Origin of the sequence: Actinoplanes italicus, from assembly GCF_003001815.1 — a bacterium.
Lineage (GTDB): Bacteria > Actinomycetota > Actinomycetes > Mycobacteriales > Micromonosporaceae > Actinoplanes > Actinoplanes italicus.
The window spans coordinates 99,955-121,237 of sequence record NZ_PVMZ01000007.1; the positions used below are offsets into that span (position 1 = coordinate 99,955).

The following is a 21,283-nucleotide window of genomic DNA, read 5'->3' on the forward strand; positions in this document are numbered from 1 at the left end:
CGGGGGCGGACCGGTTCGCCTCTCGATGAGGGCCGGCCCGGGACCGGCCGACCCTCGGGTGAGGACGGCCGTGGCGGGCCGGGCCTCGGGTGGGGTCAGACTCGGTGGGCCGGGTCCAGCACCGCGCGGTGGCGGCGGGCGGCGTCCTGGCGGTTGAGGATGGCGTGGATCTCGCGGGTCTCCTCGGCGCTGTGGCGGCCGAGCATGAGGTCGAGCTCGGTGCGCTCCGCGGCGGTGCGGAAGGCGGCGAGCTCATCGCTCAGGCGGCGGTGGGCGCGGCGTTCGGCGAGACGGTGAGAAAGGGAGGTACGGGCGTCACGGATGAACTTCACGACGAGCTCCTCGACGGATAGTGACGGAAACTCTGACGGGTACAACACTCTCCCGGCCGCGCTTCTTCCCCAAATCCACCAGGTAAAACTCTGACGATGAAAGTGACCGCCGCCACTGGATTACGGTAATCCAGATCACTCTGCGTCAGCAAAGTGCTGGTCAGGACGAGCCGGTGATCTCGCCCACCGCCGGGAGCACCGAGAGCAGCTGCGTACGCGAGCGCACACCCAGCTTGCGGTACACCCGCGTCAGGGTCGCCTCGACGGTCTTGACGCTCAGGTAGAGCCGGCTCGCGATCTCCCGGTTGCTGGCCCCGTCGCGGACCATGCCGGCGATCCGCAGCTCGGTCGAGGTCAGGCCCTGGTCGGGCGTGCCCTCGGTGCGGGCCAGCGCGAGTTCGGCCTCGCGCAGCCAGGGGCGGGCCTCGGCCGCCCGGAAGAGAGTGGACGCCTCGGCGATCGCCTGCCGCGCGGCCGCGTAACGACGGCGCCGGCGTTCCGCGCCGGCCACCACGAGCAGGGCGTGAGCGTGTTCGACCGGCTGGCGCAGCAGTTCGAAGTGCCGGGCCGCGGCGGTCGCCTGGTCGGCGGCCAGGTCGGCCTGGCCGGATTCGGAGCTGACGATCGCGGCCGCCCGGTCCAGATAACCCGTGAGCGCCGGTGTGGTGCCGAGCCGTTCGGCCGCCAGCCGGGCCAGTGCCAGGGTGGCGGCGGCCTCGGCGTGCTCGCCGAGCGCGGCCAGGGCGGCGGCCAGGTCGGCCCGCCAGCGCACGATCATCGGGTCGGCGCTGCCCGCCTCGGCCTCCAGGTCGCGCAGCTGCCGCAGGGTGGCGACCCCGGCACGGGCGTCGCCGGAGCGGACCTCGGCCTGGCCGAGCGCGTGCAGCAGGCGGCGCAGATAGAGGCCGTCGCCCTCCTGGCGGGACGAGCGGATGCCCCGCCGGGCGAACCCGGCCGCCGCCTCCAGGGTGCCGCCGGCCAGTTCGGCGACCGCGGCGGTGTACCAGGTCGGACCGGGGCTGAGTCCGGCGTCCTGCGCCGCCCGGACCGCGCGATGGGCGTACCGCAGGGCCTCCTGGCACCGGCCCGCCCTGGTGGACACCTCGGAGAGGCTGCGCAGCACCTCGACCCTGGCCTCGCCGATCCGGTCGTGTTCGGCGACCGCGAGCAGGGTGAGCAGTTCGGCGCGGGCCTCGTCGAGCCGGTCGTCGAAGAGCGCCATCCGGGCGGCCATGTAGTGCGGGCCGTAGTGCAGCCAGTCCGGCGCGGGCGCGGCGGGCAGCGCGCGGGCCGTCTCGAGGGTCTCGAGCCAGCCGGCCTCGCCCTGGACCCGCTGGATCTGAGCGAGGATGGTCAGCGCCATCGCCTCGGTGGTCGGGTCGCCGGCCAGCCGTGCCGCGTCGCGGGCCCGGACCGCCTCGCCGGCGGCCGCGTCCAGGTCACCGGTGAGGAAGCCGGCCCAGGTCAGCCGCAGCCGGATCGGGGCTGCCAGGGCAGGGTCGTCACCGGCCTCGGCCAGGGCCGCGGCGAACGTCTCCCCCATCTCGGCGAGCGCCTGCCCGGCCAGGTCGATCAGGACGAGCCGGGCGCGGACCCGGTGGGCGGGCGGTGCCCCGGCGGCCAGGACGGCCTCGGCGGCGCGGCCGGCCAGCGCGGGCGCTCCGCCGGTGATCGCGGTACGGGCGGCGGTGACCAGCCAGTCGAGACGGTCGGCGCTGTTCTCCGGCGGGCAGCGGTCGGCGGCCAGCAGGTAGAGCTCGGCGGCGGTGCGTTCGGCGCCGCGCTGCGCGCACCGGCCGGCCGCCGCGGCCAGGTCGCCGGCGACGCGCGGGTCCGGGCGGGCGGTCCGCAGCGCCTGCTGGCGCAGGGCCTCCACCGGGTCGTACGCGGCGGCGGCGAGGTCGGCGTGGACCCGTCCCCGGTCGCTGGCCGGCGTCTCCTCGGCGAGCACCTGGGCGAGCAGCGGCGGCGTGAACCGGATCCGCTCGCCGGACATCTCGATCACCCCGGCCGCGTCGGCGAGGCGCAGTTCGCGGGCGGCGTCCTCACGCCCGGCCCGCAGCATGAGGGTGAGGGTGGGTTCGGTGGCGAGGGCCGCGGTGAGCAGCGTGGCCTGCACCCCGGCCGGAAGCAGTCCGAGCCGTTCGCGGGCCATCGCACGCACAGGCTCGGGCAGCGGAGCGGGCCGCCAGGCCGGGCCGCGGGCGACGGCGCCGCCGAGTTCCAGGGCCAGGAACGGGTTGCCACCACTGGCCCGGTGCAGCTGGCTGGCGGTCCGGCAGGGCAGTCCCCGGGACTCGAGCAGGGCGGTCAGGTCGTCCGGGGACAGTGGTGGGACGGCCAGTTCGATCGCGGGCGCGGGGCAGAGGCGAGCGGCGCGGACGGGGCCGGGCCGGCGTTCGGCGGCGATCATCCGGACGCGGGGGCCGGGGCGGCGGCGCATCGCGAAGCCGATGAGCTCGGCCGACTCGGGGTCGAGCCACTGGACGTCGTCGAGGACGAGCAGGACCGGGGCGGTGCGGGCACAGTGGGCCAGCAGCTCCGGCAGGACGAGGCGCCGGGCGAGGGCCGGCACGCCGGTGCGGGACGGCCGGCCCTGGCGCAGCGCGGCGAGCGAGTGGCGGGGTGCGGGCGCCAGGGCGGCGATCGCCTCGGCCGGGATCTGACGGAGAAGATCGGCGATCCCGGCGTACGCGATGACACGCTCGCCGCGGGCCGGGCGAAGGCGGAGAACCAGTTCCCCGCGCGCCGCGGCGTGGTCGGCGACGGTGTCGAGGAGCACGGTCCGGCCGATGCCGGGCGGTCCCTGCAGGGCAACCCCGCCGCCGGCGGCGAGCCGGGCGTCGATCGTCGCGAGCAGGGCCTCCCGGCCGAGCAGAGCGGGCACTCGGCCTCACCCCCCTGGATCTGAAGGAGTCAGCCTAGGAAGAGAGAAGCACACCCATCAATAAGTTCTCGGGTACGTCACACCCCGCTCATTTCGTGGCGGTGACCTTGGTGGCCGTCACCGAGCCGTCCGCGGCGGCAGCTCCTTCGACGGTGATCGATTGACCAGCCTTGACGTCGCTCAGCTTGCCCTTGGTGGCGGTGCTGATCGTGGTCGTGCCGTCGGTCTTGACCGTCACGACCGTACCGTCCTCGGTCTCGACGTAAATGGTCTTGCCGTTGACCAGTTTGACCTTGCCGGTGGTGCCGCTGCCCGCCGCGGCCGTCGCGCTGGTCTCCTGCGGGAAGGCTCCGGGCGCGCCGCTGGCCCCGGTCCGGGGGAAGCCGCCCCCGCCGGTCCGGCCCATCCCGCCGGCCGGGAAGCCGCTGGCCGCCGTGGTCGAGGTGCCCCACTGCTTCTGCGCCTGTACGCCGCCGAGGAAGCCGCCCATCAGCAGCAACGCCACCCCGAGGCCGACCGTGCCCTTGTTCCACCACTTCTTCGGGGCGGCGGCCGCCAGCTCGGCGGAGAGGCCGTCGTGATCGGGTTCCTCGATCCTGGAGATGATCGCGGTCTCGTCGTTCATCGTCGTCACAGCGGGGTCCTCACTCGTAGCGCAGCGCGTCGATCGGACGCAGGCGGGCGGCGCGGGCGGCCGGGAGCCCGCCGAAGAACAGGCCGATCGCGACGGAGACACCCACCGCGAGCCCGATGGAACTGGGCACGATCACCGGCTGGACGCCGACGATCTGGAACTGTGCGCCGATCAGCGCGGCGGCGACCCCGAGGCCGCCGCCCAGCACGCTCAAGAGCGTCGCCTCGATCAGGAACTGCGTCAGGATCACCCGGCGGGGCGCGCCCAGGGCCTTGCGGATGCCGATCTCGCGGGTCCGCTCGGTGACCGTGACCAGCATGATGTTGGTGATGCCGATGCCGCCGACGAGCAGGCTGATCGCGGCCACGGCGCCGAGCAGGGTGGTGAACGTGTCGGCGGTCTCGGTCTGCGTCTCCAGCAGCGACGACGCGTTCTGGATCCGGTACGGGGTGCTGGTCGAGGACGACGACACGTCGAGTTTCTGGTTCAGGATCGTGGACACCTCGGCCTGCGCGGCGTCGACCTTGTCGGGGTTCGCGGCCTCGACGATGATCGAGGTGAGCGCGCCGTACCCGGTGAGGACCTGCTGCACCGCGGTGAGCGGGGCGACCGCGGTGTCGTTGCCGTCGTTGAAGCCGGTCGAGCTCTTCTCGTCGAGCACGCCGACGATGGTGAACAGCGCGCCACCGACGGTGACCTGCTTGTCGAGCGGGTCGACGCCGGGGAACAGTTCCTCGGCGACCGTCTTGCCGATCACCACGACCCGGCGCCCCTGGTCGACGTCGTCGGAGGTGAAGGCGGAGCCCCTGCCGACCGGGGTGGTGGAGGCCGCGAACCAGGTGGGTGTGGTGCCGACGAAGGTGGCGACCGAGTGGTCGGTGCCCTCGTAGGTCATGGTCGCCGACGACGAGCTGACCACCGGTGACACCGACTTGACGTCCGGCGCGAGCTCCGGGTCGATCAGCGCGTCGGCCATGTCCCTGGTGAGGGCGGTGCTGCTCGAACCGCCCCGGCCCGCGCTCATCACGGTGATCGTGTTGGTGCCGAGCGCCTCGATCCGGTCGCTGATCGTCTTGGCGGAGCCGTTGCCGACCGCGACCAGCAGGATCACCGCGGCGACACCGATCAGGATGCCGAGCATGGTGAGCGCGGAGCGGAGCTTGTTGGCGTTCAGGCCGCGCAGGGAGAAGCGGACAACCTCGAAGAAGTTCACAGCGAGTGCCGCCCCGCCACCACGGCCCGTCCGGCGCTTCTCCTGATGGCGCCGACCGGTGGCAGGTGGATCGGCGACTGCCGTACGTCGGTGACGATCGCGCCGTCGACCAGCCGGATCAGCCGCTTGGCGCGGGCGCCGACCTCGTCCTCGTGCGTGATGATCACGATGGTCCGGCCGGCCGCGCTCAGGTCGTCGAAGACCTGCAGCACGTCGTCGGTCGACTTGGAGTCGAGGTTGCCGGTGGGCTCGTCGGCGAGCAGCAGGGCCGGCTCGGTGACCAGGGCGCGGGCCACAGCGACCCGCTGCTGCTGGCCGCCGGAGAGCTGGTTGGGCTCGTGCCCGGCCCGGTCGGCGAGACCGACCACGTCCAGCGCCTCCATGGCACGCCTGCGGCGTTCCTTCGGCTTCACCCCGGCGTACGCCAGCGGCAGCTCGACGTTGGCCACGGCGGTGGTCCGCGGGATCAGGTTGAACGCCTGGAAGATGAAGCCGATGAGCCGGTTGCGGGCCAGAGCGAGCTGACCGTCGGAGAGGCGGCTGACGTCCACGCCGTCGAGCAGGTAACTGCCCGACGTGGGGATGTCGAGCGCGCCGAGGATGTTCATCAGGGTCGACTTGCCGGACCCGGACGAGCCCATGATCGCCACATAGTCGCCGCGGTGCACGGTCATCGTGGCCCCGCTCAGCGCGTGGACGGTCGCCTCACCCGTACCGTAGATCTTCTTCAGGTCGGTGACCTGCAGGACCGGCCGGCTCACTGGGGCCTCCCGCCGCCGGCGGGTCCGCCGCCGCCGTTGAAGCCGCCGCCGCCGAAGCCGCTGCCGCCGCCCGGGAACCCGCCGCCGCCCTGCTGGCTGCCGCTGGTGCCGGTCGAGGTGGTCTTCACGACGACCTGCTCGCCCGCGGCGAGCCCGGAGGTGATCTCGGTGGCCGAGTCGCCCGCCAGGCCGATCTCCACCGATCGGGTCTCCTGCACGCCGTTCGCCACGACGGTGACGGTGTGCCGGTTGCCGACCGTGGTGAGCGCGGCCGCATTGACCAGCACCACGTTCTCCCGGGAACCGGTGGTGACCGACACCGACACGGTCTGGCCCACCTTGGCACCGGCCGGCACCTTGTCCAGGCTGAGGGTCACGCCGTACGTGACCACGCTGTTGGCGGTGGTGGCGGACGGGTCGACGGCGGCGACCCTGGCACTCTGCGAGGTGCCGCTGAGGGCGTTCCAGGTGACCGTGGCGACCTGACCGTCCTTGAGGCTGGTCGCGTCGGCCTCGGCGAAGCTCGCCGCGACCTGCATCTTCGTCAGGTCGGCGATCTCCACGAAGCCGCTGCCCGAACTCTCCGTCGAGCCGCTGGAGCCGCCTGCCTGCGAGCCGCCGCTCGAGGACGAGGTCGACGAGGAACTGCCGGAGGCGGAGCCGCCGAGCGTGCCGTTCACGGCGGTGACCGTGCCGGCCATCGGAGCGGTCAGCACCGTGCCGTCGACGCCTGCCTCGGCCTCGTCGACGGCCAGCGCGGCCGTGGTGACCTGGTTCTCGGCGTCGGCGGTGTCCGAGCCGGCCGCCTCGGCCCGGTCCAGCGAGTCCTGCGCCGCGTCCAGGTCGGCCTCGGCGGCGTCCAGGGCCCGCTGCGCGGCCGCCGGGTCGACCTTGGCCAGGACCTGACCCTTCTTGACCTTGTCGCCGACCTTCACGCTGATCGCCGTGATCGTGCCGCTGGTCTCGAAGGTCGCGCTCGCGGTGCTGGCGCTCTCCAGGGTCCCGTCGGCGGTCGCGGTCTTGGTGACCGTGCCCTGCTGGACGGTGACCGTTCGCTCGGAGGCCGTCGCGGCCGTCGCCCCGTCGCCGGTTCCGGAAAATGTCTCGTACACCGCGTATGCCCCGGCGGCGAGCACTACGCCGATCACGGCGTTGACCACCAACGACGGGTGGCGGCTCAGACGTACCTTCATGGCGAACACTCTGGGGCCACGGGCTATGAGGAGCTTCGGCGAAACCTGGGAGCCAGCTCAAAGCCTCACGGCGAGTCACCGACAGCGGGTAGGTCCACACGGAACGTGGCCCCGCCGCCCGGTGTCTCGTACAGCTCCACCGTGCCGCCGTGCTGCCGCACGATGGCCGCCACGATCGCCAGGCCCAGGCCGGAGCCGCCACCGTGGGCCCGCGACCGGCTCGGATCGGCACGGTAGAGGCGTTCGAAGATGCGGGACGCGTGCCCGGGCGACACGCCGGGGCCGTCGTCGCATACCTCGAGCACGGCCCGGTCGCCGTGGGCGAGCCCGACGCGTACGGTCACCGAGGTCCCGGCCGGGGTGTGACTGAGTGCGTTCGCCACCAGGTTGGTGACCACCTGCCGCAGTCCGTGATCGTCGCCGAGCACGGTCGCCGGCTCGAAGGTGTCCTCCTCGTCGCTGAGCCCGGCGAGCAGCACCGGACGTCCGGGCGCGCGGGCGTGCGCGTCGCGGATGGTGTCGGCGGCGATCTCCAGCAGGTCGATGCGCCGCAGGTCGAGGGTGCGGTACTGGTCCATCCGGGCGAGCCGGAGCAGGTCCTCGACCAGCACCGCCATCCGGGCCGACTCGGCCTCGATGCGTCCCATCGTCTCGTCCAGCTGCGGGCCGGGCGGGGCTCCGCCACGGCGGTACAGCTCGGCCCAGCCGCGGATCGAGGTGAGCGGGGTGCGCAGCTCGTGCGAGGCGTCCGCGACGAACTGGCGCAGCCGCTGTTCCGAGGCGGTACGCGCGTCGACCTCGCCCTCGATCCGGGTGAGCATGGCGTTCAGGGCGAGCCCGAGGCGGCCCGGCTCGGTGTGCGGGTCGGCGTCCGGCACCCGGCCGGACAGGTTGCCGCCGGAGATGTCGGCGGCCACCGACTCCATCGCGGTGAGCGGCCGCAATCCGATCCGGACCACGAACGCGGCGCCCACCACCAGCGCGGTCAGGAGCAACAGCATCACTCCGGCGTCGATGAGGATCAGCTGCTCGGTGGTCTGTTCGACCTCCAGCAGGGAGTACCCGACGAGCGCGCGCTGCCCGGTGTCGGCGATGTCGACGGTCAGCACCCGCCAGTCGGCGCCGGCGGTCGTGGCGACGGTGTAGGGCCGCCCGGCCACCGCGCGGAGCGCGTCGAGGGCGGGCCGGGTGTCGTCGACCGGTGAGCTGCGGGTGGTGTCGAGGGTGCCGTCGGCGGCGTAGAAGTACATGATCTGGTCCGGGCCGAGACCACGGAACCGGCCGGGGCGGGGACCGAAGTTACCGCCCGGCGGGTTGAAGTCGGCCAGTGGGCGACTGATTCCGATCAGCTGGTCGTCGATCCGGTCGAGGAGATACCTCTGGATCAGCAGTACGCCGGTCACGTTGGCGATGATCAGCGCCACCGCGGACAGGGCCGCGACGACGAGGACGAGCCTGGATCGGAGAGTCCAGAACCGCCAGCGCCTCACTCCCATCCGACCGCCCCGCCCGCCATCCGGACAACGCCCTTCGGTCAATCCCCGATGCGGGGCAGCCGCAAGGCGTACCCCACTCCCCGCACGGTGTGGATCAACGGCGGATCCGTCCGGTCGATCTTGCGCCGCAGGTAGTAGACGTAGGACTCCACGATGCGGCCGTCGCCCCCGAAGTCGTACTTCCACACCCGGTCCAGGATCTGCGCCTTGCTGACCACCCGCCCCGCGTTGATCATCAGGTAGCGCAGCAGGTTGAACTCGGTCGGGGACAGCTCGATCAGCCGGCCCGAGCGGCGCACCTCGTGGGCGTCCTCGTCCAGCTCCAGGTCCGCGTAGCGCAGCACCCCGGTGTCCGGCTGTGGTTCCTCCGGCTGGCTGCGCCGCAGGATCGCGCGTATCCGTAGCACGACCTCCTCGAGACTGAACGGCTTGGTGACATAGTCGTCCGCGCCGGCCGACAGTCCGAGGATGCGGTCCTCCACCGCGTCGCGGGCGGTGAGGAACAGGACCGGGACGCGGTGTCCGGCGGCTCGCAACCGCCGGGCCACCTCGATCCCGTCGACGTCCGGGAGCATCACGTCGAGGACGATCAGATCCGGCTCGAACTCCTGCACCGCCACGAGAGCGCCGTGCCCCGACTCGGCGACGCGGACGTCGAAGGCGACCAGCCGGAGCGTCGCGCTGAGCAGCGCCGAGATGTTCGGCTCGTCGTCGACGACCAGGACGCGGCACGGCCGCGACGCGGCGTCGGCGAGGGTCACGGGACCACGGGTTTCGGAGAGCACCCGCTCAGAACTATCAGCGCTTTCTTTGAATGACCTATGAACGGGTTGAGAGCTACCAGGACCGGGCGACCGGGTCACCCTCGGCGAGACCGGAAACGATCTCGGTGTACTGGTCGCCCCGGAGCCCGACCGTCACCTTGACCTCGGCGCCGCCCCTGAGCACGGTGCCGCTGTCACCGGACACGTCGTGCACCGCGGTGCTGGGCACCCGCAGCACGTCCTCCTTGCTGCCGGTGGTGACCCGGACGCCGGCGCTCTGCCCGACGAGCAGCTCCTTCGGCGCCTCGTCGAACGCGAGCACGACGCCGAATCGGGTGAGCGTGCCGTCGCTGGTGCCGACCGGGTCGACCTGCACCACGGTCGCGTCGAACGTCTCGCCGGCACGGTCGGCGAGGGTGATCACCGCCTTCTGCCTCACCGCCAGGTGATCGGCGTCGGCCTCCGGGAAGTCGGCGCTGATCTGCATGTCGTAGACGTCGGCCAGCGTGATGAAGGTGGACCCGGATCTGGCGCTGCTGCCCACCCTGCCGCTCACCGAGATGATCTTCCCGGCGATCGGTGCCGTGATCGTGGTGCCCTCGAGGTTCTCCTCGGCCTCCTCCAGCGCCACCCTCGCGGCGTTGACACGTTGCTGTGCGCTCAGAATGGCGTCACTGCCGGACCCCGCACCGCGCGATCCGGTGCTCGTAGCCGTACAACCGGAGGTCTTGGAGGGGTTGGGTCCGGCCGTTCTCGTCGCGGACGGTGACGCCGCCGCACCCGGTGAGGCGGAGGCGGAGGCGGGCGCACTCGGTGAGACAGGTGCGCTCGGGGAGACACTGAAGGCCGCTGCCACGTCGCACCCGGCCGATGTCGAAGTGGACGCCGACTCCGCCTTGTCCAGCGTGTCGTAGGCGTCCGACAGCGTCGTCTCGGCGTCCTCGACCCGCTCGGCCGCGTCCGTGTCGTCGACGGTCGCGAGCACCTGACCGGCGGTGACCGTGTTCCCGGCCCGCACCTTGACCGTCTCCACCTCGGCCGACACCGCGAACGACAGACTCCGCGTCTGCGCCGCCTGCAGTGTTCCGGTGGTGGCCACCTCGGTGGTGACCGCCCCCTTGCCGGCCTCGACGGTCTCGGCCGCCGCAGGCTTCTCCCGCGCCGCGCCGGCCGTCAGCGCACGCACCACGCCGGAGGCGAGCAACGCGAGCACGACGACCGCCACGGCGAGCCAGATCAAACGCCGGCGACCGGCCAGTGCAACACCCATGGTCACCGAGTGTGCTGACCGGTCCTCGCCGTCGGCTCGGTCCTACCTGGGAGTTCGCTCGGAGCGACACCGGGCCGCTCTTAGGTAACTCCTAGGGTCGTCCGACCTTGCGCACAGGTGCGGCCGTTTTCCTTCACACGTTCCCGCATCCATCTTCGAAGGAGACCCACCGTGCCGGTGATCAGTTCGACGGCGCCCCGCCGCGCCGCAGCAGTCTTCGCCGTCTCGATGGCCATGCTGTTCACGGCGGCCTGCGGCTCCGACGAGGCGAGCACGGACAGCGGCGCCACCGGCGGCACCGGGCAGAACGGCGGCAACAGCGCGTTCACGGCCTACATCAGCTGTCTCAACGAGAACGGCGTGACCATCACGATGCCGTCCGGCGGCCCGGGTGGCGGCGGTCCCGGCGGCGGCACGCGCCCGTCCGGCGCTCCCGACGGTGTGCGGCCCTCCGGCCAGCCCCGGCCCTCCGGCGCCGCGGGCCAGCGTGGGGGTGGCTTCCCCGGCGGTGGCGGGTTCGGCAAGCCCGAAGGCGTCGACGACGCGACCTGGCAGAAGGCTCAGGAGGCGTGCGCCTCGGTGCGGCCGAGCATGGGCGCCGGGCGTGGCGGCAACGGCGGCGGTCCGGGCGGGGGTGGCGCCGACGCCGCCTACCAGAACTGCCTCAAGGAGAACGGCGTCACCGACACCGCCGACCTCGACACCTCCGACGCGACGGTGAAGAAGGCGACCGAGACCTGCGCGGTCCTCAAGCCGTCCGCTGCCTCCTAGTTTCAGAACCACCGTGCCGGCATCGCCGTCCCCCCGTCGTTGCGATGCCGGCACGGTTCGTCCTCACTTCTTCACAACCCCTGCTGCGGTACGTCTTCACGCGCCGGCGCTCGCTCGCGGGCGCACCGAGTCGAGGACGTCCTGCACGATGTCCCGGTCAGCGCCGACCACGTAGACGGCGAAGCTGCCGGAGTACACGTGACCGGACCAGCGGCCGCGGTACTGCTGCACCTCGGGGCCGTGGGCCGGGTCGAAGGTGGCGGCACCGTAGAACGCGAGCCCCGTGCTCAACCGGCAGGGGTCCGCTCCCGGCGGCGTCCACTGTGCGAACTGGAACTCGCAGCGGTTCATGTCGGCGCGCACCCAGTCGGCCGGGACGTCGACCTGGACACCCCGGTTCTCGATGGTCGTCCAGCCCGGGGATATCGCGTCCGCCGACGCCGGCGCTGACACTGACGGGGGCACCGAGGCGACCGCCGGTGGTGTCGCCGCGCCGGGCCGCTCCGGCTCGGAACACGACGTCACGAGGGTGAGCAGAGCGAACGCGGCAGCGGGCAGGAGCAGTCTGGACGTACCCGATCCGGGTGTGAAGGTCATGGTTCTTGGACTGTCCCGGGCGGCACCGGGTTCCGTCACCGCGGCGCGGGACCCGTGGTGCTGCGGACCACCAGTCTCGGCGGGATGACGACCGCCCGCGGGCCGGCCGGGACACCCTCGATGCGCTCGACCGCGCGGTCGATGGCGCGAGCCGCCAAAGCGTCGACGTCCTGGGCGATCGTGGTCAGGTCGATGTGGGCGAGCCTGCTCAGGCTGGTGTCGTCGTAACCGACCACGCTGATGTCGCCGGGCACGCTCAGCCCGTTGCGGCGCAGCACGTCGAGCAGGCCGGTCGCGCTCAGGTCGTTGAACACGGTCACCGCGGTCGGAGGGTCGGCCAGCAGCTTCTCGGCGGCCCTGGCGCCGTCCTCCTCGCCCGGCCCGCCCGGTACCACCCGGATGTGCTCGTCCAGCCCGTGCCGGCGCATCGCCTCCTGGTAGCCGGTGCGCCGCTCGGACGACCCGTGCAGCGCGCCGCCGTCGACGTGCGCGATCCGGCGATGTCCCAGTGACACCAGGTGGTCGACGGCCTGGTGCGAGCCGAGAGCGTCGTCGTTGTGCACCACGTCGACGTCACGGCGCCGGGCGCTGCGCATCATCGCCACCACCGGGAGCCGGGCCGCGATCGACGCCAGCTCCGAGGTACGCAACTGGCCGCCGAACAGGACTATCGCCTCGCACCGGTCCTGGAGGAGGTCGCCGATGGCCGTACGCTCGCCGCGCCGTGGTGTCACCGCACTGAGGGTGAGCTGGTAGCCCGCCGCACCCGCCGCGTCGTAGAGCCCGGTGAGCAGGTCGTGGTGGAACGGGTGCCGCACGTCGAAGACCACCCCGAGCAGGCGGCTGCGCCCGCTGCGCAACAGCCGGGCCCGGCTGTCCGGCCGGTAGCCGAGGTCCTCCGCCACCTTCATGACCCGCTCGCGGGTGACCGCGCCCGCACCCGGCGCACCCCGCATCACGATCGACGCCAGAGCCACCGACACACCGGCCTCGGCCGCGACGTCGGCGAGTGTGATCCGCCGCTCCCCTGACCGCATCCCGCGATGGTACGGCGTGTGACCGCTAGAACGTTCTATTCAGCTGTGGACTAGAACGTTCTAGGGTGTCGAGGTGGACACACTGACCGCGGGTCGCCGGTGGGCGGCGCTCATCGCCCTGTCGCTGGGCGGGTTCGGGCTCGGCCTCACCGAGTTCGTCGCCATGGGGCTGCTGCCCGACATCGCCCGCAACCTGCTGCCCGAGGCCTATGCGGCTTCGGAGCCGGACGCGCTCGCCTGGGCCGGGTGGATGATCACCGTCTACGCGCTCGGTGTCGTCGCGGGCGCGCCGACGATCGCGGTCCTGACCACCCGGGTGCCGCGCCGGCGGCTCGTGCTCTGGCTGCTCGCGCTGTTCGTCGCCGGCACGACGGCGTCCGCGCTCGCGCCGACCTTCGAACTGGTGCTGGCCGCCCGGTTCGTCGCGGCCCTCGCGCACGGAGCCTACTTCGGTGCGGCAGGTCTGCTCGCCGCCGCGATCCTCGGGCCCGGCAACCAGGGGCGCGGTGTGTCCATCGTGATCGGCGGGCTGACCGCGGCCAACCTGCTCGGCGTTCCGCTGATCACGGTGCTCGGGCAGACACACGGGTGGCGGGCCGCCTATCTGGCCGTCGCCGCCGTCTTCGGGCTCAGCCTGATCGCGGTGCTCACGACCGTACCGCCGATGTCCGCCGCCCCCGGCGGGTCGCCACGTGCCGAACTCCGCGCCTTCCGATCACCGCAGGTCTGGCTCGTCGCTCTCGCCGTCGCCGTCGGCACGAGCGGCTTCTTCGCCGTCAACAGCTACATCGCGCCGATCACCACGCACGTGACCGGGCTGTCCGAGACGACCGTGCCGTGGGTGCTCGCCGCGATGGGCCTGGGCATGACCGTCGGCATCGCGCTCGGCGGTGTCGCCGCCGACCGCGATCTGCGGCGCAGCGTGCTGCTCGGGTTCGCCGGGCTGATCACCACGACGGCGTTCTTCGCGGTCGCCGCCGGAAGCGCGGCCGGACTCGTCGTCGGCGCGTTCCTGGTCGGCGCGGCCAGCCTGTTCATCGTTCCGGCCCTGCAGTCGCGGCTGATCGCGGTCGCTCCGGGCGCGCAGCTGATGGGCGCGGCCGTCAACCAGTCGTCGCTCAACATCGCGAACAGCATCGGTGCGGCGCTGGGTGGGGTGGTCATCGCCGCGGGCTGGGGTTATCTGGCGTCGGCGTGGCTGGGGGTGGCTCTGTCGGTGGGCGGCCTGGTGCTGGCACTGATCAGTTTCCGCCTGGACCGTACGGCCACGCCCGCCGCCGCGGTGCCCGAGCCCGTTCCCGCCTGAAGTGGGCAGATCTGGTGTGACACCGCCACAGGATCGGTCAGCGGGGCAGGAGCCTTTCCGCGACCGGGAGCGGAAGGGCGGGGTTCGCCGCGGCCGCGGTCGTGGTGGGCGAGTCCTCGAGGAGTTCGAGCAGGCGTTCCGGCGGCAGGCGGGGGTCCTCGGCGGCCGCGGCGCGGACCGTGGCGGACGCGTCGTGGCTGAGCTGTCCGATCAGGGCCGGCGGTGCGGCGGGGTCGCGTGTGACCAGGGCACGCGCTCGTTCGTCCGGGCTGGACATCAGGCGCGCGAGTCCCGTACGCGGAAAGGCCGGATGCCGGACCAGATCGTCGCCGGACAGGCCCGCGAAGCCGGAATCGGCGCAGGGGGAACCGGAGACGACCGTCAGGTAGGTGTCCAGCACCAGGTCACCGGGGACGTCGGCCCGGTAGGCGCAGAGCAGCGCCCGCACCGCCGGGTCCGGATCGGCGGCGAGCACGCCGACCAGGTCGGCGGGCAGCTCGGGATGGCAGGCCGCGCTGCGCCGCAGGCCGGGGTGGGCGGAGCGGGCGCACCGGCGCAGTTCGTCGGGCCCGGCGGCGAGGACCCAGTCCAGCAGCGGGGTCTCCTGGCCGGCGGGGTAGTCGATGGCGGCGCGCTGGTCCTCGGTGAGTTCGGGCCGCTGGGAGACGGCGAGACGGACCCGGGGTGAGGGGTCGGCGGCGAGCGTGGTGACCCAGTCGGCGGGCAGGGCCGGGTCGGCCGCGGCGCGTTCCCGGTTCCACTCGGAGCCGCCGGAGGCGAACGCCACAGCCTGGCCGGCGCCGATGGACGTGGGTTCGTAGGGCTTGCGATCGAGGAGGGCGCGGGCGGCGTCGGCGATGCCGGGGTGCGGGTCGCGGGCCAGCAGGGCGACCACCTCACGCGGTGTGCCGGGCAGGTACGTGAGCAGGTCGCGGACCAGCGGTTCGGGGTGGTGGGCCAGGCGGCGGTGGACCCAGCCGGGCAGCGGATCGGACCAGCGGGCGGGAGGGCCTTCGAGGAGGGCCTGCAGGACCCGGATGCTGAGGTCGCCGACGAGGCGGGCGCGCTGTGCTCCGGTGGCGCCGGGGCTCTGGGCGAGTGCTTCGCGTACCTCGGGGCCGGGGTGTGCGGCGAGGGTGTCGAAGGCCTCGTCGGTCCAGGTGTGCCGGCAGGTGAGGTCCCACGGGGTGATCCGGTCGTCGGCGGCGAGCCGCAGCAGCACAGCGCCCGGGAGCGCCGGGTTGCGGGCCAGGCCGCGCAGGGCCGCCAGGGGGTTGGGCACGAGCACGAAGGATACGGGCAGCGGCCCGGCGCATCCATCCCTGGATGGACGCGCCGGGCGTGAGTGAAACCGTCAGTGCGACGTCACGAGAGAGGGCAGGTGCTGCGGTAGTCGGAGATCGACGAGCTGCTCGGCCCGGGGCAGATGAACTGGTCGTACCGGGTGTCGTTGTCGACGAACCGCTTCAGCCAGGCGACGGACTGAACCGCGGTCGGCGTGTTGGTGCTCTGCGGGAAGAAGTGGCTGGCGTTGTTGAGCTCGAGGTACGCCTTCTCCGCCGACGCCGGGATGCTGTTGTAGAAGGGAATGGAGTGCGAGGAGACGGCCGCGATGCTGTCACTCTCGCCGCCGATGATCAGGGTCGGCACACGGAGCTCGCTCCAGCTCTTGTCCGTGTTCCACGGCGCCAGAGGCACCGCGGCCTGCAGGGACGGCCGGCTGCTGGCGGCCTCGAGGCTGCCACCGCCGCCCATCGAGTGCCCGGCGACCGCGAGACGGCTCGCGTCGATGCGGGTACGCACGGAGCTGCGCTGGGTCAGGTAGTCGAGCGCGGCGAGCAGCTGCCGGCCACGGGAGGCCGGCTGGTCGGCGGTGGTGTTGGTCTCGATGCCGATGACGACGAAGCCGTGTGACGCCAGCCGCGGCCCGAGCCAGGAGATGCTCGACCAGTAGGCGGTGAATCCGGGCGAGATGGCGATGGCGCCGAAGGTGCCGTCGCTGGTCGAGGTCGGGTAGTAGATCTCGCCGCCGCCGAATCCGGTGACGGACAGGCTGGAGACGGAGGTCTGGCTGACCGCGTACGGGCCACGGGAGGCCTGCAGCGAGGAGAGCGTGGGCGCGGGGCCCCGCTCGTACGGGTTGTCCGCGGCCTGCGCGCTGGTCACGCCGGTGCCGGCGACGAGGGTGACCGCGGTGGCCGCGACGGCCAGCCAGCGGAGGGCCCGCTTGGGGACGGATGTCACGTCGACTCTCCTTACCGTGGGGGATCGGATCGACGAGCGTCAGTTTTGGCGGGATGACGACAAGTACGCATCGGTGAAATCACCGGCGTTCTGTCATCGCATGGCAACATCCCGGAAATTTCATTTGCCGAAACGGTGTTCCGTTCGCGCCGGGAGCAGGGCAGACTCGCGGCATGATTGATGCACCGGCAGTGCATAAACTTTGGCCGGACGCGATCGCCGCGATCGGCGGGCTCACCGCGTCGGCCCGTGCCGGCCGTGGCGGCGTCCTGGTGATCTCCGCCGGGCCCGGCGAGGGCCGCACCACACTGCTGCACGCGGTCGCGGACGGCCACGCCCACGACTGGACGGTGCTCACCACCACCGGGTACGAGGACGAGCGCGGTCTGCCCTACGCGAGCCTGCGGACGCTGACCGGCACCGGCGACGCGCTCCCCTTCCTCCTCGAAGCGGCGCAAGCCCGCCCGGTTCTGTGCCTGATCGACGACGCGCACCTGCTCGACCCGGAGTCCTGGCGGTCGATCTCCTTCGCCGCCCGCCGCCTCGGCGCCGGCCGGGTCGCGATCGTGCTGTCCGTCCCGGCCGGCGCCGAGCCGCCCGGGTTCGACGTGCACCGCCTGGCCCCGCTGAGCCCCGCCGCGGCCCGCCGGATCCTCGCCGCCCACTGCCCCGATCTGGCCGAGGACGTCGCCGGCACCCTGGTCGAGATCGCCGCCGGTCACCCCGGCGCCCTGGCCGACCTGGCGCGCGGGCTGTCGCCGGAGCAGCGCCGCGGATACGCGCCACTGCCGGAGTCGCTGCCGCCGGACAGCCCGCTGCGCCGCCGGCTGGCCGCCGAGCTCGACAGTCTTCCAGCCGTCACCCGTGAACTGCTGCTGCTCGCCGCCGCGGCCCCCGACGCCGCCCCGGACACCCTGCTGGCGGCCGCGCCGGGTGATCCCGGGCTCGCCGACTTCGGAGCCGCCGAGCGGCGGGGGCTGGTCACCGTCACGGCGGCCGGGGTGCGCTTCCGTGGGCCGTTGATGCGCGCGGTCGCGTACGCCGAGATGCCCGTCGCCCGTCGCCGGACCGCCCACGCCGCCCTCGCCGCGGTCCTGGAGTCCCGCGGGGCCCGTCTGCCCGCACTGCTGCAGCGCGCCGCCGCGACCACCGGGCCGGACGCGGCCCTGGCGCGGGAGCTGGCCGATGCCGCGCGGTCGGCTGATCCATCGGTCGCGGCGGAGGCGAGGCGGTACGCGGCCGGGCTGTGCCCCACCCCCGCCGACCGGGCCGCCCTGCTGCTGGACGCGGCCCGCTCCGCGTGGCTGGCCGGGCGTCCGCACCAGGCCGGGCTGCTGATCCGCCGGATCCCGGCGGCCGGTGGCACGGCCCGGGTCCGCGCCCGCGCCCTGACCGCCGAGATGAGCCTGCCGGAGAGCCGCCCGGGGGCCCGTGACGTGCTGCTCGACGTGGCCGCGGAACTGGCCGAGACCGATCCCGGCACCGCCCTCGAGGCGCTGGCCCTTGCCGGGGAGTCGGCGTGCCGCTCCGGCGAGCAGGGCCGCTACGCCGCGCTGGCCCGCCGGGTGGCCGCCGCGGAGCACGGCGACGAGCCGCCGGCCGTCACGCTCACCTTCCGGCACGTGGCCGGGCTGGCCCGGATCGCCGAAGGCGACGAGCAGGGCGCTTTCGTCCCGCTGCGCCGGACCGTTGCGCTGGCCGACCGGGTGGCCGAACCCGGGCCACTGCTGCGCGCCGCCACCGCGGGCATCCTGATCGGCGACGCCCGCAGGGCCGCCGCGCTGGCGGGGCGGGCCGCCGTGCTGGCCCGGGAGGCGGGCGCGTCGGTGCTGGTGCCGCAGGCCTTGGAGCTTGCCGCGCTGTCCGGGATGGCGTCCGGCGACTACGCCGCGGCCAATGAGGCGGCGATGGACGGGGCGGCGGTCGCCCGCGGCACCGGCCAGCCGGTCCTGGCCGCCGGCCACCTGGCGGTGCTGGCCGTGCTGGCCGCCCTGGTCGGCGACCGGACCACGGCGCTGCACCGGATCGCGTCGGCCGGCGACGGGCCGTCGCGCCCGCTCTGCGAATGGGCGCTGGCCCTGCTCGACCTGGTCGACGGACGCTGCCAGGCCGCCGCCGAACGCCTGCTCGCGGTGGTCACCGGACCGCCCGGACCGGGTTCGGCGCTGCTGCGGGTGGCAGTGGTGCCGCACCTGCTGGAGACCGCCGCGCAGACCGGGGCGCGCTCGGCGGTGGAGCCGGTGGCGGTGGCGTTCGACAGATGGGCCGGCCGCACGGGGCAGCCCGCCTGGCTGGCGCTGCGCGACCGCTGCCGCGCGCTGCGCTCCGACGACTCCGAGACCGCGGCCGGATACTTCGACGCGGCGCTCGGTCACGAGGGGGACGGGGGTTTCCCGCGGGCGCACACCGAGCTGCTGTACGGCCGGCTGCTGCGCCGCAGCCGCCGCAACGTGGCGGCGCGAACCCACCTGCGGCGGGCCGCCGAGACGTTCCAGCTGCTGGACGCGGTCCCGTGGGCCGAGCAGAGCGTCCGGGAGCTGCGGGCCGCCGGAGAGCGGGTGGAGACCCCGCAGCCGTCCGGGCCCGCGCTCACCGCCCAGCAGGAGCGGATCGCCTCCCTGGTCGCGGGCGGCGCCACCAACCGGGAGGTGGCCCAGGAACTGCACCTGAGCCCGCGCACCGTCGACCATCACCTGCGCAACGTCTTCGCCCGGCTCGGGGTCCGCTCACGCACCGAGATGGCCCGCATGTTGACGACCTGAGCCTGAGCCTGGGCCGTGTTTCGCAGGCGCGCTTCCGGGGTGTGCGGCTGTCAGCCGTATCTCGGGCCGGGGTTCCCCTGCCTTGAGGTGACTCGGCTACGCCAGCTCGCGGGCCGTCAGGTGCCGGGTGGCCGTGGTCGTCGGCTTGCGTGGGGGATGACCGCCGTTTCCCGGTGCTGGACGATCATCGTGGGCTGTTTTCCGAGGGCGGCCCCGTGATATGGCTGCTTCCCGGCCAGGGAAGGGTGCGCGGGACACCGCTGGGCGATCGGGTCGGCCTGGGAGGGGTGCGCGGGGTTCTGCTGGGCGATCGGGCCGGGTCGGTTGGGTGCGTGGGGTGCTGCTGGGTGATCAGGTCGGGCCGGTTGGGTGCGCGGGCATCGCGTCCGGGGATGCGGCAGGACCGGGATGAACTGCGGGCTGTCGCCGCGCTGCCCGTCGGTCACTCCGGTGTGAAGTTCTGGCTTGGTCGCTGAACCAACTACCGAACGTTATCGATCACCGCCACACCACAACATCAACGGCCCTACGAAACACTGCCTAGCCGAGGTCGAGGGTCGCCCAGCGTTCGGCGAGCTGACGGCGGCGGCAGGCGACCAGGTGGCCGGCCAGGATGCCCGGGTGGCCGCCGCGCACGCACACGTCGGCGCCCGCGTCGAGGACGCCGGAGACCAGCTCGGCGGGCGCCCAGTCGTCGATCAGGGCGACGATCCGGGTGACCGGCGGCAGCAGCGAGCGGGCGGTCCGGACACCCCGCGCCGTCGCGCCGCTGAGCACCACCAGCTCGCCGGCCCGGACGTCGTCGAGATCGGGCAGCATCCGCATCCGCCAGCCGGACGGCAGGTGTTGCGGCAGGGCGGCGACCCGGCTCCGCTGGCCGAGCACGGCGACCACGGGCTGAGCCGCGGGCGCGACGGCGTGATCGATCTGTCCGAGCATGGCGGTGCTCCCCTCGCTGATCCCTCGTGTGACCCCCACGATTCGCCGCGAGACTGTGCACCACCATGTGCCCCGGCTGTGTGTTAGGTGTCAGCCGTTCCAGCTGGCCAGCACGGGATCGACGTCGTGCTCGAACCCGAGCGCCGAATAGGTCGCGGTGTCCAGTCTGAGAAGCCCGCCGACCGCCGGGGGCAGCCCGATCCAGCGGGCGCCGGCCACGCGCAGGCAGTGCCCGTGCGCGATCATCGCCACGTCGCCGCGGGTCAGCATTTCGCGGGCGCGGGCCAGGACGCGGTCGAGACGCGCGCCGACCTGCTCGGGGGACTCGCCGCCGGGACAGCCGTCGGTCCACAGCGACCAGCCCGGCCGCCCGGAACGGATCTCCGGTGTGGTGATGCCCTCGTACTCGCCGTAGTTCCACTCGGCCAGGTCGTCGGTCACCTCGGTCACGGTTAGCCCGGCCAGCTCGGCGGTGCGCCGCGCGCGCTCCCGCGGGCTGGACAGCACGGCCGCGAACTCCCGCCCGGCGATCCGCTCACCGGCGGAGCGTGCCTGCCGTTCCCCTTCCGAGGTCAACGGCAGATCGGTGTACGAGGTGTGCCTGCCGCGGGCACTCCACTCCGTCTGCCCGTGCCGGATCAGAACGATCTCCGCCATGTGCCCTCCCGCTCCATGTCTACCAGGGCGAGGCGTCCACCAGAGGCGAGGCGTCCATCAGAGGCGAGGCGTCCATCAGAGGCGAGGCGTCTACCAGGGAACAGCCATCGGGTGCCGCTCCTCGTCGCGGGCGGCGATCTGTGCGAGCGCACGCAGATACTGCCCGCGGGTGATCTCACCGGCGATCAGCTGGGCGGTGAGGACACCTTCGAGGCTGCTCGGCGCCGACGGCTCGGCATGCCCGGCGGCGCGGTCCGGCCCGCTCCCGTCGGCCCGGTCCTCCCGCGAGGGCCAGAACGCGAGCAACGCAGCGGCCACCAGGCCTAACATCGCGACGAGCAGAACCACCATCAGCGTCACCACCCTTCCCGTGACATCTTCTGCACCCACCGAGATCATCGGCAGCGGAAGCGCGAAAGA

The 21,283-nt window shown here is 73.2% G+C and carries 19 protein-coding genes; 3 read left to right on the forward strand and 16 right to left on the reverse strand.

Annotated elements, in window-relative coordinates; all coding sequences use genetic code 11:
* Nucleotides 1–95: 95 nt before the first annotated feature.
* From CLV67_RS18585 to CLV67_RS18625, 9 genes are all read right to left on the reverse strand, one after another.
* Complete coding sequence (locus tag CLV67_RS18585; RefSeq protein WP_106320558.1) at nt 96–332, reverse strand: hypothetical protein; 237 nt, start codon at nt 330–332, stop codon at nt 96–98.
* Between the two features lie 160 nt (nt 333–492).
* The gene (locus tag CLV67_RS18590; RefSeq protein WP_106320013.1) at nt 493–3,219 is read right to left on the reverse strand and encodes an AAA family ATPase; all 2,727 of its coding nucleotides are present in this window, start codon (nt 3,217–3,219) and stop codon (nt 493–495) included.
* Nucleotides 3,220–3,307: 88 nt separating this feature from the next.
* Nucleotides 3,308–3,844, reverse strand: coding sequence for a hypothetical protein (locus CLV67_RS18595; protein ID WP_106320560.1), 537 nt, complete (start codon nt 3,842–3,844; stop codon nt 3,308–3,310).
* 19 nt (nt 3,845–3,863) lie between these two features.
* Nucleotides 3,864–5,066 (reverse strand): ABC transporter permease, encoded by a 1,203-nt coding sequence (locus CLV67_RS18600; RefSeq protein WP_106320015.1) that lies wholly within the window; start codon nt 5,064–5,066, stop codon nt 3,864–3,866.
* Nucleotides 5,063–5,827 carry an ABC transporter ATP-binding protein gene (locus CLV67_RS18605; RefSeq protein WP_106320017.1) on the reverse strand — a complete coding sequence of 255 codons (765 nt, stop codon included), beginning with the start codon at nt 5,825–5,827 and terminating at the stop codon, nt 5,063–5,065. The genes CLV67_RS18600 and CLV67_RS18605 overlap by 4 nt, the downstream gene beginning before the upstream one ends.
* Nucleotides 5,824–7,020, reverse strand: a complete 1,197-nt coding sequence (locus CLV67_RS18610) for an efflux RND transporter periplasmic adaptor subunit (RefSeq protein ID WP_106320562.1) — start codon at nt 7,018–7,020, stop codon at nt 5,824–5,826. The genes CLV67_RS18605 and CLV67_RS18610 overlap by 4 nt, the downstream gene beginning before the upstream one ends.
* A gap of 65 nt (nt 7,021–7,085) precedes the next feature.
* Nucleotides 7,086–8,516, reverse strand: coding sequence for a sensor histidine kinase (locus CLV67_RS18615; RefSeq protein WP_106320019.1), 1,431 nt, complete (start codon nt 8,514–8,516; stop codon nt 7,086–7,088).
* A gap of 38 nt (nt 8,517–8,554) precedes the next feature.
* Nucleotides 8,555–9,277, reverse strand: a complete 723-nt coding sequence (locus CLV67_RS18620; protein ID WP_106320565.1) for a response regulator transcription factor — start codon at nt 9,275–9,277, stop codon at nt 8,555–8,557.
* A 76-nt stretch (nt 9,278–9,353) separates the two neighbouring features.
* Nucleotides 9,354–10,550, reverse strand: coding sequence for an efflux RND transporter periplasmic adaptor subunit (locus tag CLV67_RS18625; protein WP_106320021.1), 1,197 nt, complete (start codon nt 10,548–10,550; stop codon nt 9,354–9,356).
* A gap of 171 nt (nt 10,551–10,721) precedes the next feature.
* Here CLV67_RS18625 and CLV67_RS18630 point away from each other — a divergent pair, with 171 nt between their 5' ends.
* Entirely contained in the window at nt 10,722–11,321 is a 600-nt protein-coding gene (locus tag CLV67_RS18630) for a hypothetical protein (RefSeq protein ID WP_170153924.1), read from the forward strand.
* Nucleotides 11,322–11,417: 96 nt separating this feature from the next.
* On the opposite strand, the gene CLV67_RS18635 is transcribed toward CLV67_RS18630, so the two are convergent.
* Both CLV67_RS18635 and CLV67_RS18640 read right to left on the reverse strand, forming a co-directional pair.
* Complete coding sequence (locus tag CLV67_RS18635) at nt 11,418–11,918, reverse strand: hypothetical protein (RefSeq protein WP_106320023.1); 501 nt, start codon at nt 11,916–11,918, stop codon at nt 11,418–11,420.
* Between the two features lie 35 nt (nt 11,919–11,953).
* Entirely contained in the window at nt 11,954–12,955 is a 1,002-nt protein-coding gene (locus CLV67_RS18640) for a LacI family DNA-binding transcriptional regulator (protein ID WP_106320025.1), read from the reverse strand.
* Nucleotides 12,956–13,028: 73 nt separating this feature from the next.
* Between CLV67_RS18640 and CLV67_RS18645 the strand changes: the two genes are divergently transcribed.
* Nucleotides 13,029–14,261 carry an MFS transporter gene (locus CLV67_RS18645; protein ID WP_106320027.1) on the forward strand — a complete coding sequence of 411 codons (1,233 nt, stop codon included), beginning with the start codon at nt 13,029–13,031 and terminating at the stop codon, nt 14,259–14,261.
* A gap of 37 nt (nt 14,262–14,298) precedes the next feature.
* Here the strand turns inward: CLV67_RS18645 and CLV67_RS18650 are convergent, their stop codons facing one another.
* Nucleotides 14,299–15,543 (reverse strand): LRV domain-containing protein, encoded by a 1,245-nt coding sequence (locus CLV67_RS18650; RefSeq protein ID WP_146169228.1) that lies wholly within the window; start codon nt 15,541–15,543, stop codon nt 14,299–14,301.
* Between the two features lie 83 nt (nt 15,544–15,626).
* Nucleotides 15,627–16,505: an alpha/beta hydrolase family protein gene (locus tag CLV67_RS18655; protein WP_106320031.1), complete on the reverse strand. Its 879-nt coding sequence runs from the start codon at nt 16,503–16,505 to the stop codon at nt 15,627–15,629.
* 191 nt (nt 16,506–16,696) lie between these two features.
* Here CLV67_RS18655 and CLV67_RS18660 point away from each other — a divergent pair, with 191 nt between their 5' ends.
* Entirely contained in the window at nt 16,697–19,267 is a 2,571-nt protein-coding gene (locus tag CLV67_RS18660; protein WP_106320033.1) for a helix-turn-helix transcriptional regulator, read from the forward strand.
* A 540-nt stretch (nt 19,268–19,807) separates the two neighbouring features.
* On the opposite strand, the gene CLV67_RS18665 is transcribed toward CLV67_RS18660, so the two are convergent.
* From CLV67_RS18665 to CLV67_RS18675, 3 genes are all read right to left on the reverse strand, one after another.
* The gene (locus CLV67_RS18665; RefSeq protein ID WP_106320035.1) at nt 19,808–20,206 is read right to left on the reverse strand and encodes a hypothetical protein; all 399 of its coding nucleotides are present in this window, start codon (nt 20,204–20,206) and stop codon (nt 19,808–19,810) included.
* 90 nt (nt 20,207–20,296) lie between these two features.
* Nucleotides 20,297–20,863 (reverse strand): histidine phosphatase family protein, encoded by a 567-nt coding sequence (locus tag CLV67_RS18670; protein WP_106320037.1) that lies wholly within the window; start codon nt 20,861–20,863, stop codon nt 20,297–20,299.
* Between the two features lie 90 nt (nt 20,864–20,953).
* The gene (locus CLV67_RS18675) at nt 20,954–21,214 is read right to left on the reverse strand and encodes a hypothetical protein (RefSeq protein ID WP_106320569.1); all 261 of its coding nucleotides are present in this window, start codon (nt 21,212–21,214) and stop codon (nt 20,954–20,956) included.
* Between the last annotated feature and the right edge of the window lie 69 nt (nt 21,215–21,283).

Coding starts and splice junctions, on each gene's coding strand:
- CLV67_RS18595 (WP_106320560.1), bottom strand. CDS start 3,844: ATGAACGACGAGACCGCGATCATCTCCAGGATCGAGGAACCCGATCAC.
- CLV67_RS18610 (WP_106320562.1), bottom strand. CDS start 7,020: ATGAAGGTACGTCTGAGCCGCCACCCGTCGTTGGTGGTCAACGCCGTG.
- CLV67_RS18615 (WP_106320019.1), bottom strand. CDS start 8,516: ATGGGAGTGAGGCGCTGGCGGTTCTGGACTCTCCGATCCAGGCTCGTC.
- CLV67_RS18625 (WP_106320021.1), bottom strand. CDS start 10,550: ATGGGTGTTGCACTGGCCGGTCGCCGGCGTTTGATCTGGCTCGCCGTG.
- CLV67_RS18635 (WP_106320023.1), bottom strand. CDS start 11,918: ATGACCTTCACACCCGGATCGGGTACGTCCAGACTGCTCCTGCCCGCT.
- CLV67_RS18640 (WP_106320025.1), bottom strand. CDS start 12,955: ATGCGGTCAGGGGAGCGGCGGATCACACTCGCCGACGTCGCGGCCGAG.
- CLV67_RS18665 (WP_106320035.1), bottom strand. CDS start 20,206: ATGCTCGGACAGATCGATCACGCCGTCGCGCCCGCGGCTCAGCCCGTG.
- CLV67_RS18670 (WP_106320037.1), bottom strand. CDS start 20,863: ATGGCGGAGATCGTTCTGATCCGGCACGGGCAGACGGAGTGGAGTGCC.
- CLV67_RS18675 (WP_106320569.1), bottom strand. CDS start 21,214: ATGGTGGTTCTGCTCGTCGCGATGTTAGGCCTGGTGGCCGCTGCGTTG.